The organism is Actinorugispora endophytica (genome assembly GCF_004363075.1).
Lineage (GTDB): Bacteria > Actinomycetota > Actinomycetes > Streptosporangiales > Streptosporangiaceae > Actinorugispora > Actinorugispora endophytica.
The window spans coordinates 119,780-133,694 of record NZ_SNYN01000007.1 but is presented as its reverse complement, the minus strand read 5'-3'; the positions used below and the strand labels follow the sequence as shown (position 1 = coordinate 133,694).

12 protein-coding genes are annotated in these 13,915 nt (G+C 73.2%); 3 read left to right on the top strand and 9 right to left on the bottom strand.

The features are described 5' to 3' along the window. Positions 1 to 3 precede the first annotated feature (3 nt). The gene (pdhA, locus tag EV190_RS12165; protein ID WP_133741638.1) at positions 4 to 1,104 is read right to left on the bottom strand and encodes a pyruvate dehydrogenase (acetyl-transferring) E1 component subunit alpha; all 1,101 of its coding nucleotides are present in this window, start codon (positions 1,102 to 1,104) and stop codon (positions 4 to 6) included. Between the two features lie 276 nt (positions 1,105 to 1,380). Next, a complete protein-coding gene (locus EV190_RS12160) occupies positions 1,381 to 2,058 on the bottom strand; it encodes a GntR family transcriptional regulator (protein ID WP_133741637.1) in 678 nt (225 codons plus the stop codon). Between the two features lie 695 nt (positions 2,059 to 2,753). Here EV190_RS12160 and EV190_RS12155 point away from each other — a divergent pair. Next, complete coding sequence (locus EV190_RS12155; protein WP_243742535.1) at positions 2,754 to 3,599, top strand: phosphatase PAP2 family protein; 846 nt, start codon at positions 2,754 to 2,756, stop codon at positions 3,597 to 3,599. A 48-nt stretch (positions 3,600 to 3,647) separates the two neighbouring features. On the opposite strand, the gene EV190_RS12150 is transcribed toward EV190_RS12155, so the two are convergent. The 5 genes from EV190_RS12150 to EV190_RS12130 form a co-directional block, all read right to left on the bottom strand. Then, positions 3,648 to 5,372: a sensor histidine kinase gene (locus EV190_RS12150; protein WP_133741636.1), complete on the bottom strand. Its 1,725-nt coding sequence runs from the start codon at positions 5,370 to 5,372 to the stop codon at positions 3,648 to 3,650. A 185-nt stretch (positions 5,373 to 5,557) separates the two neighbouring features. Further along, the gene (locus EV190_RS12145) at positions 5,558 to 6,457 is read right to left on the bottom strand and encodes a universal stress protein (RefSeq protein ID WP_133741635.1); all 900 of its coding nucleotides are present in this window, start codon (positions 6,455 to 6,457) and stop codon (positions 5,558 to 5,560) included. 118 nt (positions 6,458 to 6,575) lie between these two features. Continuing rightward, positions 6,576 to 7,247 carry a response regulator transcription factor gene (locus EV190_RS12140; protein ID WP_133741634.1) on the bottom strand — a complete coding sequence of 224 codons (672 nt, stop codon included), beginning with the start codon at positions 7,245 to 7,247 and terminating at the stop codon, positions 6,576 to 6,578. Positions 7,248 to 7,333: 86 nt separating this feature from the next. Then, positions 7,334 to 8,260: a universal stress protein gene (locus EV190_RS12135; protein ID WP_133741633.1), complete on the bottom strand. Its 927-nt coding sequence runs from the start codon at positions 8,258 to 8,260 to the stop codon at positions 7,334 to 7,336. Between the two features lie 399 nt (positions 8,261 to 8,659). Next, positions 8,660 to 9,343, bottom strand: a complete 684-nt coding sequence (locus tag EV190_RS12130; protein ID WP_243742526.1) for a helix-turn-helix domain-containing protein — start codon at positions 9,341 to 9,343, stop codon at positions 8,660 to 8,662. Positions 9,344 to 9,588: 245 nt separating this feature from the next. Here EV190_RS12130 and EV190_RS12125 point away from each other — a divergent pair, with 245 nt between their 5' ends. Then, the gene (locus EV190_RS12125) at positions 9,589 to 10,491 is read left to right on the top strand and encodes a universal stress protein (protein ID WP_133741632.1); all 903 of its coding nucleotides are present in this window, start codon (positions 9,589 to 9,591) and stop codon (positions 10,489 to 10,491) included. A 35-nt stretch (positions 10,492 to 10,526) separates the two neighbouring features. Here EV190_RS12125 and EV190_RS12120 read toward each other — a convergent pair whose 3' ends face one another. Next, positions 10,527 to 10,844 (bottom strand): DUF2795 domain-containing protein, encoded by a 318-nt coding sequence (locus EV190_RS12120; protein ID WP_133741631.1) that lies wholly within the window; start codon positions 10,842 to 10,844, stop codon positions 10,527 to 10,529. A gap of 260 nt (positions 10,845 to 11,104) precedes the next feature. On the opposite strand from EV190_RS12120, the gene EV190_RS12115 reads away from it, so the two are divergent. Continuing rightward, positions 11,105 to 12,211, top strand: coding sequence for a PP2C family protein-serine/threonine phosphatase (locus tag EV190_RS12115; RefSeq protein WP_133741630.1), 1,107 nt, complete (start codon positions 11,105 to 11,107; stop codon positions 12,209 to 12,211). Between the two features lie 15 nt (positions 12,212 to 12,226). Here the strand turns inward: EV190_RS12115 and EV190_RS24420 are convergent, their stop codons facing one another. After that, positions 12,227 to 13,840 (bottom strand): LLM class flavin-dependent oxidoreductase, encoded by a 1,614-nt coding sequence (locus tag EV190_RS24420; protein WP_133741629.1) that lies wholly within the window; start codon positions 13,838 to 13,840, stop codon positions 12,227 to 12,229. Positions 13,841 to 13,915: the final 75 nt, after the last annotated feature.

Below are 13,915 nucleotides of genomic sequence, written 5' to 3'. Positions count from 1 at the left end.
TCCTTACTGCTCGGCGAAGACCGGGTCGGCGGGCATGCGGCTCGACTCGTTCGGTACGGGGGTGGCGTAGGTGTAGTCGAACAGCGTGGACACCTCGGGGTGCGGACTGTTCTCCGCGAAGTCCGCGGCGTCGGCGACCTCGTCCTTCACCGAGTCCGCGATCTCCTGCCGCAGCTCGTCGGTGAGGATGCCGGCCTCGGTCAGGCGGGCCTCGAAGGCGGCGACCGGGTCGTTGGCCTTGGCCTCCTCGGCCTGCTCCGCGGACCGGTACTTGGCCGGGTCCACGACGGAGTGGCCCTTCATCCGGTGGCTCATGGCCTCCAGCAGGAACGGCTTCTGCTCGGCGCGGGCGCGCTCGACCAGGTCGGCGGCCGCGTCGCGCACGGCGAGCACGTCCTGGCCGTCCACGCGCACGCCCTCCATCCGGTAGGAGGAGCCGCGCTTGTACAGCTCGGGCTCCGCGGAGGACTTCTCGACGGTGGTGCCCATGCCGGTGTAGTTGTTGATCACCACGAAGACGACCGGCAGGTTCCACAGCGCGGCGATGTTCAGCGACTCGTGGAACGCGCCGATGTTGGTGGTGCCGTCGCCCATCTGGCACATGACGACCTCGTCGCCGCCGCGGTAGGACACCGCGAGCGCCGCGCCCACGGCGAGCGGGAGCTGGCCGCCGACGATGCCGTAGCCGCCCAGGAGGCGCGCCTCGGTGTCGAACATGTGCATGGACCCGCCCCAGCCCTTGGACACGCCGGTGGAGCGGCCGTACAGCTCGGCCATCACCCGGCGCGGGTGGATGCCCTTGCCGATGGCGTAGCCGTGCTCGCGGTAGTTGGTGAACAGGTAGTCGCGTTCCTGTAGCGCCGTCATGAGGCCGACGACGGTGGCTTCCTCGCCGAGGTTCAGGTGGCAGTAGCCGCCGATGCGGGCCTGCGTGTAGGCCTGCGCGGTGCGCTCCTCGAAACGGCGGATCAGCAGCATCTGCCGGTAGTAGTCCAGCAGGACCTTCGGCTGCTCGTCGTTGAGGGTGGGGCCGGCCTCCTTGCGGGCCGTGCGTCGGCGGGTACCGGTCCTGCCGGTGCCCCTCGGCTTGGCCGTGTCAGCCATGTCGATGCCTTTCTACGTGCGGAAACGACCCTTTCGGATGGGTGTACCCGGTAGGGTCGCGGCCGTGCCGGCAGCGGTGCGTCCGATCACGGTCTGCGCGCTTCCGCCGGGCTCAACGGCGGGCGCGGGTCGAGTGTCCAGTGTCCAGTGTGAGGTTCGTCGCGCACACTCTACGTACTGATCGATGATCGATCAATACGACTTTACGGGAGGTCCCTCGTTTTTCTCGGATAACGGGACGAAACCCCTGGAGGGGAAGATGCTGTGAAAGCGTGTTCAGCCGACGGAGTCGCGCGACCGCAGCGCCGCCTCGACGTAGTTGAGCACGTGGTCGCTGACCATCCGGCCGACGTCGGGATCCCGGTTGCGGAAGGCGTCGGTGATCTCCCGGTGGTCGGCGGCCTTGGCGTGCAGCTCCATGTCCAGCCAGCGCACCGACAGGGCCGTCCAGACCTCGACCCCCAGCGACTCCCAGGTGTGGGACAGCACACTGTTGCGCGCCGCGCGCACGATCTCCCGGTGGAAGTCGACGCTGTGCTTGATCTCGCCGTCCACGTCCCCGGCCGCGGTGGCGCGCCTGAGCGCCTCCACCTCGCGCTCCAGCGGCCGGATGTCCTCGGCGAGCCGGGGCGCGGCCAGTTGCGCGGCCACGAGTTCGAGGCCGGCGCGGACCGGATAGATCTCCGCCATGTCCGCGACGCCGAAGTCGCGGACCCGCGCCCCCTTGTTCGGGACCGACTCGATCAGCCGCAGGGTCTCCAGTTCGCGCAGCGCCTCGCGCACCGGGGCCTGGCTCACGTTGAGCTCGGCGGCCACGCGCCGCTCGACGATGCGCTCCCCGGGCTGCCAGCGGCCGGACAGCAGGCCGTCGACCAGGACGCGCCGGATCTGCTCCCGCAGCGGGTTGCGGGCAAGCCGAGAGGCGTCTTCCGGGCTCTCAGAAAGCTCGACCATCAACGGCCTTTCTCTGCGTCGGTGTGGGCGGCGACCGGTTGAAGCGTGTCATACCGCGCCACCGCGGTCGCTCGCACGCCCCGAAGAGCCCCCGAGGACTCTGTTCGCTCACGAAACGCTCACGTCTGGGTCTCGCCGCCGTGAACAGGGTGTCCCCCTGGCCTTACCCATGGGAAAAGTGCGAGGTGAGACCGATCGTAACCAACGGGGCTCAGAGTCTCGGGACGGATGCGGCCGGTATGCTCATCTGTCGGACATGTTCTGACCGCCCGGCCGCGTCAGACGGGGACGACGACCCGAGAACGGTCGTCCCGGTCACGCGGCGTTCCCGGAACCACCGGGAACGGGGCGGGCCTGGGCAGCGTCCGACAACAGGCGGCCGGTTCCCCGACCGGTCCATGCGCGAGCGATCAAAGGGCGTGCGCGCATTCCGACGACCCCCGAGACCACCCTCCAGCGGCGAGCCCATCCCCTCACGCACGACCGTGCCGCAGGCCAGCCCACACTCGTGAGACAGCACTGAGCACATGATGCACACATCGCGGATCCGGCCGAAACCGCATCACCTGGCCGGGAACCCACTGACCGCCCACAACCGAGACGATCGGGCCGATCACGGGCCGCGGAGCGCGTCGAACGCGCCCGCCGCCACGGGGTCCGGGTCCGGACCCGTCGCCTGGCCCAGCGCGAGCGAGATCGCCTGGGGGCTGGCCTCGGACAAGATCGCCATTCTACTGGCCGTGGTCCTGGTCACGATGACGGTCCTGTCGGCGGGCGCACTGCACCCGATCGACACCCTGATCAACACGTACCCCCGCCCGTTCGAGAGCGAGCGGTTTAGGACGTTCCTTATTCTATGGCCAGACACGGTCGCTTCGCGAGCCGTGGCCCTGCCCGTGCTGACCGTCGTCGCGGGCCACCTGGCCTACTGGCACCGGTCCTGGCGGCCCGTCGTGCTCGCGGTCGGCGGCGTCTTCGGGATGGTCTGCCTGGTCGCGACGATGAAGGTGGTCCTGAGGCGCTCCCATCCGCGCAGCGGCGACCCCGCCTTCTTCGCGGACAGCGGCGAGTGGTTTCCCTCGGAAAGCGTCTCGTTCCCGTCCGGGCACGGCGCGAACGCCATCCTCATCTACGGCCTCGTGCTGTTCCTGATCGTCCGCTACCGGGCGGTCCGGCCGCACATCGTGCCCCGGTTCGCCTACGCGATCGCGGCCATCGCGATCCTGCAGTCCCTCGTCTCGGCGTACCTGCACTTCCACTGGTTCACCGACCTGGTGACCGGGATGGTCGCGGGCGCCTTCGCGCTGCGCCTGACGATGAAGCTGGACGAGATGATCCCCGACGGCCGGACCGCCGCCTGGTGGCCGTTCTACGGCAGGGCCGCCACCCTGGGGGTCGCGGACCGGGTCATGCGACTGCTTCGGTGGAGCCTCGACAGCCGGCGGCGGCCCGGCCCGCGCGGTCTCGCGGGGGCTCCGACCTGCCCGACCTGCCACGACACCGGCAAGAACTGCGCCGGGCACGGCGCACGCCGGCGGTAGGGCGCCCCGGTCGACAACCGGGACCCCGTCCGGCCGCCGGTCCGGCGGTCAGCCGGGGTCCTCCGGCAGCGGCACCTGCCAGCGCAGCAGGGTCCCGCCCCCGGGGGCGGGGGCGGCCTCGAACGAGCCGCCCAGCGCGGCGGCGCGGTCGGCGAGGTTGCGCAGGCCGCTGCGGCGCCCCTGCTCCGCCAGGCCCACCCCGTCGTCCCGCACGGTGAGTGTCACGTCGGAGTCCACGTGCACGGTGATGTCGGTCCGGGAGGCACGGGCGTGCCGGGCGACGTTGGACAGGGCCTCGCGCAGCACGGCGAGCACGTGCTCGGAGACGGAGTCGGGCACCGCGCTGTCGATGGGGCCGTCCAACCGAAGCCCCGCGGAGAACCCCAGGCTCCCGGTGGCGGCGTTGACCACGTCGAGGATCTGGTTGCGCAGCCAGGGCCGCTCCTCGGTGCTCACGTGCTGGAGCGCGAAGATGGTCGACCTGATCTGGCGGATGGTGTCGTCGAGGTCGTCGACGGCCTGCTGGACCCGTTGCGCGGGCTCGGGGTTCTCGATCCTGCGGATCGAGCTCATCAGCGACATCGCGATGGCGAAGAGCCGCTGGATGATGACGTCGTGCAGGTCCTTGGCGATGCGGTCGCGGTCCTCCAGGACGATGAGCCGCTCGGTGTCGCGGCGCGCCTCGGCCAGTTCCAGGGTGACGGCGGCGTGCCCGGCGAAGGCGTGCAGCATGTGCACGACCGGCGCGGTGAACGGCGGGCGCCCCGCGCGGTTGCCGAGGGCGAGCACACCGCGCCGGTCGTTCGGCCCACCCAGCGGCACGAGCATGACCGGGCCGATGCCGAGCCCCTTGAAGAGCACCGCGGGCACGTCCCCCTCCTGCGCGAGGTCGGCGATGACCGGTTCCGCGCCGAGGAACGCCCGCCCGGTGAGCGTCCCGTTCACCTTCGAGGAACGCCCCTCGACCAGGGGGGCGTCGACCCCGTCGGACACCCGGACCACCAGGGGGCCGCCGCTCGCTTCCGGCGTCGCGATGGCCACGAGGTCGGCGTCGGACATCCGGCGGGCGCGCCGGGCGATCAACCGCAGGACCTCGGAGGGGTCGGCACCGGACAGCAGCCGGGTGGTGACCTCGTCGGAGGCGTCCAGCCAGGTCTCGCGGCGGCGGGTCTCCTCGTACAGGCGGGCGTTCTCGATGGCGACGCCGGCCGCCGTCGCCAGCGCCGTGACGATCGCCTGGTCGTCCTCGTCGAAGAAGGCCCCGTCGGCCTTCTCCGTCAGGTAGAGGTTGCCGAACACCTCGTCGCGGACCCGGACCGGGACGCCGAGGAAGGTCCGCATCGGCGGGTGCCCCGCGGGGAAGCCCCGGGACTCGGGATGGTCGGAGAGGCGGTCGAGGCGCAGGGTCTGCGGCTCCTTGGTCAGCAGGCCCAGGATTCCCCGCCCCTCGGGCCAGTGCTCGATGGCGGTGATCTCGTCGTCGTCCAGGCCCAGTGGGATGAACTGCTCGAGCTTCCCGTCGGGGCCGATGACGCCCATCGCGCCGTACCGGGCCTCGACCAGGTTCATGGCGGTTCCGACGATCCGGCGGAGCGTGGACGCCAGGTCCAGGCCCGTGCCGATCGAGACTACGGCGTCGAGCAGGGAGTGGGTCCGGTCGCGGGTGAGCATGACGGTGTTCACGCGCGACTGGAGTTCGCTCAGGAGCTCGTCCAGCCGCATGTGCGGTACGAACACGCTGTCCCGCTCGCCGCTCGGAGTGTCGTCGGCCATCGTCTCCCCCGTGGGGCCCGGGCGCGATCCACCGGACGGCGTCGCTGGCCCTCCCGCTCCCGGATCAGTCTAGGCGCGGGTCCGACCGGGTGACGATCAGGGGCGTACCGGTGCCTTGCGGTCGGTTGGGGCGAGTTCGGACAGGTCGGTCACGACGGCGTGCGCGCCGTGGCCGCGCGGTTCCGTCAGCGCCGGTCCTCCTCGTGGACGACCGCCACCGGGCAGTGCGAGTGGGACAGCACCCCCTGGCTCACCGAACCCAGCAGCAGCCCGACGAAGCCGCCGTGGCCGCGCGATCCCACCACGAGCAGGTCCGCCCGCTCCGACTCGGCGGTCAGGACCTCGGCGGGATGCCCGGTGGAGACCTCCTCCTGCAGGCTGACGTCCGGGTGGAGCTCCCGCAGCCCGGCGATCGACTCGGACAGCCGGCGGCGGGCCTCCTCCCAGGCCGCGCCCTCGTCGGGGTCGCCGGAGTAGCCGGCGGGCAGCTCCTCCAGGGGGCCGAAGATCCCGTGGGAGACGCGGTCGTGCACGGTGACCGCGCGCAGCAGCGCCCCGCGGGCCGAGGCCTCGGCGAACGCCCAACCGGCCGCGGCCCGGGCGGTGGCCGACCCGTCCACCCCGACCACCACGCGTCCCACCGCCGGGCGCGGCTCCCGGTCGGGGACGACGACGACGGGGCAGGCCGCCAGGGCCGTGAGCTGCATGCCGGTGGAGCCGACGACGACCGCGCGCAGACCCTCGAGGCCGCGGGAGCCGACGACGACGGTGTGCGCGCTCCTGGCCTCCACGAGCAGAGTGGGGGCGACCGGGCCGGTGACGTGCGCGGTTTCCACGTCGAGTTCGGGGGCGCGCCCGCGCGCCCTCTCCTCGGCGCGGCGGACGACCCGCCGGGCGATCTCGTCGAGGTCGAACCCGGGAAGGCCGCGGGGGGCCGAGTGGTAGAGGGGCCAGTCGAACGCGTACACCAGGCGCAGCCTCCGACGCAGCAGGCGGGCCTGGTCGACGGCCCAGTCGAGGGCCCGACCGCTCCCCTCCGTCTCGTCGACGGCGGCCACGATCGGCGCGTTCTCGTTCCCGGCCATGAACTCCTCCTCGGGTCCCGTTCGTCTCCGGCCCCGGTCCCCTACCCGTGGAACGCCGTTGTGCGCGGAATCCGCGGGGGGGGGGGGGGGAGCCCGGGGCCGGTCCCCGGGGGCGTGCTCAGTCGAAGCGGCGGCGCGCGGACTCGGCCTTGAGCTGGGCCGCGTAGGCGGCGGCCTGGGTGCGGCGCTGCATGTCCAGCTTGGCCAGCACGCTGGAGACGTAGTTCTTGACGGTCTTCTCGGCCAGGAAGATCCGCTCCCCGATCTGCCGGTTGGTCAGGCCCTCGCCGATGAGGTCGAAGATGCGGCGCTCCTGGTCCGACAGCTGCGCCAACGGGTCCTTGCGGTCCGCCTCCTCGCGCATGCGCCGCATGATCCGGCTGGTGCTGCGCGGGTCCAGCAGCGACTCGCCGGTGGAGACGGTGCGCACCGCGCCGACCAGGTCGGAGCCGTGGATCTGCTTGAGCACGTACCCCGCGGCCCCGGCCATGACGGCCTCGTACAGGGCGTCGTCGTCGGCGTAGGAGGTGAGCATGAGGCAGGCCAGTTCGGGGAGCCGGGAGCGGATCTCGCGGCAGACCTCCACCCCGCTGCCGTCGGGCAGCCGCACGTCGAGCACGGCCACGTCGGGGCGGGCCGCGGGGATCCGGGCGATCGCCTCGGCCGCGGTCCCGGCCTCGCCGACGACCTCGATGTCCTCCTCGTCGCCCAGGAGGGCCGCGACCCCGCGGCGTACGACGTCGTGGTCGTCGACCAGGAACACTCGTATGGTCCGGTCCGGTTCCGGCATGGGGCACCAGCCCTTTCAACGTCGGCGCGACCGTTCCCGGCGCGCTGATCCAGCACTGTCCACCGCTCGGCGTGAACGGTATCGCCCTATTCGCCGGGTCCGTCACCGGTGCCGGTCGGCACGGAGGCGGTCCGGGTCGGGACAACGGCCACGGGGCACCGGGAGTGGCGCAGCACCCCGTGGCTGACCGAACCCAGCCCCATGATCACCTCCGCGATGCCACCGCGGCCGTGGGAGCCCACGACGAGCAGGTCCGAGCCGCCGCCCTCCTGGACCAGCGAGGGGGCCGCCGCGCCCGGGACCACGACCTCCTCCACCGGGACGTCCGGATACGCCGCGCGCTCCCCGGACAGGAATTCGGCGAGCCGGGCGCGGACGCGGTCGACGGTCGGCTCCTGGTCCGCGGGCCAGTCCCCGTCGCCCTCCTCCGGCCACGCGAACGCCGTGGACTCCCAGGCCAGCACGGCGCGCACCGCGACCCCCCGGGTCGCGGCCTGTTCGAAGGCCAGGCGGACGGCGGCGCGGGACCCCTCGGAGCAGTCGGTCCCCACGACCACCCGTGTCGTCTCCGCCGTGACCGCGTTCTCGGGGACGACCACCACCGGGCACGCGCCGCGGGCGGCCAGTTCCGCGCCGACCGACTCGGCGAACAGCGACTCCACGCCGCCGAGACCGCGCGAGCCCACCACCATCAGGTGCGCGTTCCCCGACTCGGCCACCAGCGCCCGGTCCCGAGGGCCGGGGAGGACCGCACCCGAGACCTCCGTCCCCGGGTGGGACGCGCGCACGTGTTCCACGGCGGCGTCGACGATCCGCTGGGACGCCCCCGTGACGGACGCCCCGTCCGGCGCGAGGCCGAAGCGGGCGAGGACGCCGGGTTTCTCGGTGACGCTCACCACGCGCAGCGGGCGGTGCGATCGGGCGGCCTCCCGGGCGGCCCAATCGAGCGCCCGCGCGCCGTTGTCCGAACCGTCGACACCGGCCACGACGGGGTTCTGCTGCGAAACTGGCATTGCGGTGTGCCTTCTCCTCGTTCTCCGGACGCCTTACCTCGAAGACTATGGAGTTTCCGGCGGGGGTGAATTCGGGCACCGGTGGTTTTGTTGACGGTCGTGGGCTTTCTGCCCGTTTCGGGGCCGGGAAGGGCGGAAAGCCCACGACCGTCAACGGAACCCTCACGCGACGGACGTCATGGGCGCGGCCCTGACCGGCACCCGCCGTCGCTGCCCGCCGTGACCTCGCGATCCGCACGGCATGAGGCCGAACGACCCACCCGAAGCACCGGCGCGCCGAATCCCCCCGCGCCGGAGCTTCCCCGGATCGCCGATGTGGAACCGCCGTCCGGCCGGACGTGGAGGGTCCATTCGGGTGATCCCCCGTGCCCCTTCCGCCGACGGTGAGTGGGCGAGGTCTCAGAGGGGCGCCTCGTTCTCGACGCGGCGGCCGGTGACCCTGGCGGGCACGATCATGATGAACAGGTCCCGTTCCCCCGGGGCCCACGGCTGGACCGGCGCGGTGGCGCGCAGCGCCGACAGCTCCGCGGGTTCGTACACCGGGCGGGCGCGGCCCACGACCAGGACGCTCCACCCCTCGCTCATGGCGCCGTCGAGGCGGTCCACCTGGAAGGAGACCTGGCCGGAGGCCGCGTACCGGGCGATGGCCCCGTGCGCCGCGGTGCGGAAGACCACGCCGTCCCCGGCCACGAGGAAGTTGACCGGCAGGACCGTGGGCGCCGACTCCCCCGGGACGGTGAAGGCGACGCGGCCCACGCCTCCCGCGCTGATCAGCTCCATGCACTCCTGGGAGTCCAGCGCGCGCAGCCGCGGCAGCGGGACACGGGTGCCGTGCGCGCCCGCGGGCTCGTCGAAGTCGGCTCCCAGCAGGGCCTCGGGGCTGGTGCGCAGTGCCTCGGCCAGCCGGTCGAGCGCCCCGCGGCTGAGGTTGGGCGGGTTGCGCTCCAGGTAGTCGATGTACCCGGCGGCCATCCCCGCGAGCTCGGCCAGCTTCTCCTGGGAGAGCCCGAGTTCGGCCCGGCGGCGGGCCACCCTGCGGCCGAGGTCTCCCCGTGCCCGTTCCGAATCGTTGCTGAGGTTCACGGTTCCTCCCAGATCCCCGTGTGTCCCGGGGCGCTTCCCGAGGCAGCGGCCCTTTCTCCGATGATGCCCCCCGAAGCCCCGGCCAAGCGCGGACCATCGGTTTCGGATCCCGGGACGGAAGTCCCTCCCCCCGGGGTAGCGGCACCAGGGACCAACGTCCCGCCCGGCTCCCCCGATCGGCACTGCCCGCCCCGCGGGAACCGGGATATCAAGGAAGCGCGGGCGTCTCTGAACGGAGGAACCAGGTGGCAGCGGAGAGCACGGAGGAGCGGGCCGGTCACGGGGTCGTGGTCGGTGTGGACGGTTCCAAGGGAAGTGAGACCGCGCTCGACTGGGCGGCCGGCGCCGCGGTGGAACGCGGGACGGGGCTGCTGGTCGTCCACGCGATGGGCGCGCCTTTCACCCCCGTCCCCGACGATCTGGTGGAGCGCGCCGTCGGAGTGCTCTCGGACGCCGAGACGAGGGTCAGGGCCGCCCACCCCGGGCTGCGGGTGCGGACCCGGACGGACGGGGGTGAACCGATCCGCGCGCTGGTCGCCGAGTCCGAGGGGGCGCGGCTGCTCGTCGTGGGCTCCCGGGGGCACGGCGGGGTCGCCTCGCTCCTGCTCGGTTCCACCAGTGTGGGCGTCAGCGCCCGGGCGGCCTGCCCGGTCGTCGTGGTCCCGGCCGAGGCGGTCGGCGCGCCGGACCGCAGACGGCGCGTCGTGGTGGGGGTCGACGGGTCCGGCGTCTCGGGTGAGGCGCTGCGCTTCGCGCTGCGCGAGGCGGCCCGAGCCGACGGAGACCTCACCGTGGTGCACGCCTGGCAGCTGCCGGTGCCGCTGGACTCGATGGCGCTGGCGGCCGCGGGCTACTCCATGGACCACGAGGTGTTCCGGTCGCGCAACGAGAAGCACATCCAGGAACTCGTCGCCGGGGCGCGCTCGGAGGAGTCCGCTCTCGTCCCGGTGCGTGTGCGCGTCGTGGAGGAGCCTCCGGCGCGCGCGCTGATCGGCGCGGCCGGGTACGCCGACCTGGTCGTCGTGGGGTCGCGCGGCAGGGGCGGCGTCGCCGGGCTGCTGCTCGGGTCGGTGAGCCGGTCGGTGCTGCACCGGTCCCCCGTCCCCGTCGTGGTGGTGCGCGCCACGGAGCCGCCGGAGGGGGAGTAGCGGTCGTCGCCCCTCCCTTTGACCCCGCCGCGGCGTCAAAGGGAGGGGTCGGACTCGATCGAGTTCTCCTCGGTGTCCCTCGCCTGCTCGGCGGCATCGGACCGGCCGTGGGTGCGCCGCCGCCGGGCCTGTCCGGTCCCCGGGCGGGGCCGGGGCGTCGCGGCTGTCGGGACCGACCGCAGCACCTCGCCCGCGTCGGAGTAGTCGGCGGACGGGATCGCGCGCAGCCCGCTGAGGGTCTCACGGGACGCGCCCCTGCCCTCGGCGTGGGCGACGATGTCGTCCTTGCCCGCCGGGAAGTCCAGCTCGGACAGGATCGTCTTGAGCGCCTCGGTGTCGCGAAGGACTGCCATGAGGTGCCTCCCCTCGGTGTGGGTTCGCGGGCACGGCTACCCTCCGGTCCGGATCGAAACCCACTGACCGGGAGTTCCTCCGGGGCCGGTCGTCCGGGGCCGGTCCACCGGGGCGGGGCGGGAGGTGTTTGCCGGGTGCGGGGAACGGCTAGTGCTCCGGCCAGGAGCGTTCACCCGGCCGTCCTCGCACCCCCGGCCGGCGGGGTTGTCCCGTCAGTGATCCGGTGAGCCTCCCGGACGACTCGTGGACGGGAGCCACAGTGAGCACTACCGACGGCGACGGGATGGGGCGGCTCCCCTTCTCCTCCGGTGCGCTCGCCTCCTGGGTCGTGGGGGTCACCGCGGTGGTCCTCGTTCCGGCCTTCGTCGCGGGGCCGTTCACGGGGCTGGTGCCGTTCCTCGTCTTCCTGCCCGCCTTCGTCGCGGGCATGGGAACGGTGCGCCAGACCGCCTTCGCCTGGATGTGGGTGCTCGTCGTGGTGGTCGGGGTGTTCGCCTACCGGGACGAGCTCGGCGGGAACCCGCTCTCGGTGCTCTTCGTCGCGGGGTTCGGGGGGCTGGCCGTCGCGGCGTCCTGGTACCGGACGCGCAAGGAGGAGGAGATCGACCGCCTGCGCTCGGCGGTCGCCGCCCTGCAACGGCGCATCCTGCGGCCGCTTCCCCTGAGCACCGGGCAGGTCGAGGTGGACGGCCTGTACTGGCCGGTCGAGGAGGACAGCATGGTCGGCGGCGACGTCTACGAGGTGGTGGAGACGCGGTACGGCACCCGCGTGCTGATCGCCGACGTCCAGGGCAAGGGGATGCCCGCCGTCGGCGCCGCGTTCGCGGTCCTCGAGATGTTCCGGGTGACCGCCTACGGCGAACCGGACCTCTCCGGTCTCGTGGGGCTCCTGGAGGACGCCGTCGTGCGGCAGAACGCCTTCGCCGAGGAGAACGGCGAGCCCGAGCGCTTCGTCACCGCGCTCGTCCTGGACATCGACGACACCGGAGAGGTCCGGGTCGTCAACTGCGGGCACGTCCCGCCGCACGTCCTGCGCGGCGGCCGCGCCGGGCAGGTGCCGCTGGCGGAGGCGTCCGTGCCGCTCGGCCTCGGCGGCCTCATCCCGGAGCCCCGCGCCGTCGAGCGGTTCGACCTCCCGCCCGACGCGGTCCTCCTGCTGTGCACCGACGGGGTCACCGAGGCCCGTGACCCCGCCGGCTCCTTCTACCCGCTGGAGGAGCGCCTGGGCGGCCGGGAGGGCGCCTCCCCGGCGCGGGTGGTCCGGACGCTCGAAGCGGACCTGCGCGACTTCACCGCGAGCGCGCCCAGGGACGACATCGCCGTCCTGGCCCTGGCCAGGCGGACCGCTCCCGGGCCGTCGGCCTGAGGCCGCCCGGCGCGGTCACACCTGGCCGGGGTAGAAGCCGTGGCGGGCCAGCGGTTCCACCAGCTGGTGCTCCTCGTAGGACAGGTGCGACAGCAGGGTGTCGGTCAGGACGTCGACCGCCTCCTGGAGCGGGGCGAAGTCGTCCGGGTGCTCCACGAACGCCACCAGGGCGCGGTCCACGTCCTCCAGCACCCCGTGGATCACGTGGTGCTCCTCGGTGAGCCGGTCGATGACGGGTTCGAGGGCCTTCTCCGCGGCGCGCAGGTACGGGAAGACCGAGTCGTCCTCCAGCGTGTGGTGCTGGGTGACCACCCGGCAGTACGAGGAGCAGTAGGCCCCGAGGGTCCAGTTGTTCTGGCGCAGCGTCATCTCGTTGATCGCGGAGCGGGCCTGGCCCGCTCCCAGCGCGCCCGAGCGCACCTGGTCGATCAGGTCCCTGACCTTGGCGAGCTCGTCGCGCAGGTGGTCGTGGACGTCGATGAGGTGCTTGCCGGCGGCCCTGCCCCTGGCGTTGTAGACGGTGTCGGCGCCCGACTCCGGCCGGACGGGGCGCGCCGACTCGTCCCACCTCCGGGTGGCGCTCAACCGCCTCCCGTCGTCGGGGGTGGGTGCCAGGCCCAGGCGCTCGTACTGCCCTCCGGCGGCGGGGGCCGCCGTGGCCGGTCCGGCTCCGGCCTCCCGGGGGGCCTCCGGCGGGGAGAGCGGCGCGGGCGCGGGCGCGGCCGACGGTCCGCGGCTCCCCGCGCGCTCGGCCGCGACGAGCTCCCGGACCGCGGGGGCGACCTCCTCGCCGAAGCGCTGGATCGACGAGGGGTCGTCGGAGGCCAGGATGAAGGTGCCCACCCCGTCGTCGAGGGCCAGTGCGGCGAGCTCCTCGACCCACTGCGCGGGAGGGCCGTTGAGGAGCCCGCCGCCCGAGGCGGTGAACGCGCCGTTGATGTTGAGCAGGCGGCGGACGTCGCGCGGGTCGCGGTCCGCGTCGATCGCGGCCTGGTCGATGACGGCGTTGCCCTTGGCGAGGTCGCCGGGCCGCAGGTAGCTCAGGGAGGGCAGCCAGCCGTCGGCCACCCGCCCGGTCAGGCGGAGCATGCGCGGCTTGTAGGCGCCCAGCCAGATCCCGATGTCGTGGACGGGCGCGGGGCCGCGCTTGGCGCCCGACACCTGGTGGTGCTCCCCGTCCACCCGGAGCGCGCGGCGCTCGTCGGCGTCCCAGATCCCGCGGATGATCTCGACCGCCTCGGCCAGCGCCGTCACGCCCTGCGCGGGGGAGAGCCGCCGCCCGCCCATCGCCGCGATCGCGTCCCAGAAGGCGCCCGCGCCCAGGCCCAGCTCGATCCGGCCGCCGCTGAGCAGGTCGAGGCTGGCCGCGCTGCGCGCGATGACGGCGGGCTGGCGCAGCGGCAGGTTGAGCACGTTCGCCGACAGGCTGATGCGGCTCGTGCGCGCGGCCAGGAAGGACAGCAGGGTCCAGGTGTCCAGGAACGCGGACTGGTAGGGGTGGTCCTGGAAGGTCGCCAGGTCCAGTCCGACCTCCTCGGAGAGTTGGGTGAGGCCGACAACCCGGTCGGGTTCCCGGTTGGCGGGGGTGATGAACGTGCCGAACCGGAGTTCGTGGCCGTAGTCGGTCATGGGGGCGTCTCCACCTGTGTGGTCCGGTCGGTGCGCGGTCGCGCGTCCGGTGCCGGGCGGGCCGTTCCGCGTTCC

Bases quoted from the DNA above. Each gene is read 5' to 3' on its own strand.
- pdhA (WP_133741638.1), bottom strand. From the start codon at position 1,104: ATGGCTGACACGGCCAAGCCGAGGGGCACCGGCAGGACCGGTACCCGC.
- EV190_RS12160 (WP_133741637.1), bottom strand. From the start codon at position 2,058: ATGGTCGAGCTTTCTGAGAGCCCGGAAGACGCCTCTCGGCTTGCCCGC.
- EV190_RS12150 (WP_133741636.1), bottom strand. From the start codon at position 5,372: ATGGCCGACGACACTCCGAGCGGCGAGCGGGACAGCGTGTTCGTACCG.
- EV190_RS12145 (WP_133741635.1), bottom strand. From the start codon at position 6,457: ATGGCCGGGAACGAGAACGCGCCGATCGTGGCCGCCGTCGACGAGACG.
- EV190_RS12140 (WP_133741634.1), bottom strand. From the start codon at position 7,247: ATGCCGGAACCGGACCGGACCATACGAGTGTTCCTGGTCGACGACCAC.
- EV190_RS12135 (WP_133741633.1), bottom strand. From the start codon at position 8,260: ATGCCAGTTTCGCAGCAGAACCCCGTCGTGGCCGGTGTCGACGGTTCG.
- EV190_RS12120 (WP_133741631.1), bottom strand. From the start codon at position 10,844: ATGGCAGTCCTTCGCGACACCGAGGCGCTCAAGACGATCCTGTCCGAG.
- EV190_RS24420 (WP_133741629.1), bottom strand. From the start codon at position 13,840: ATGACCGACTACGGCCACGAACTCCGGTTCGGCACGTTCATCACCCCC.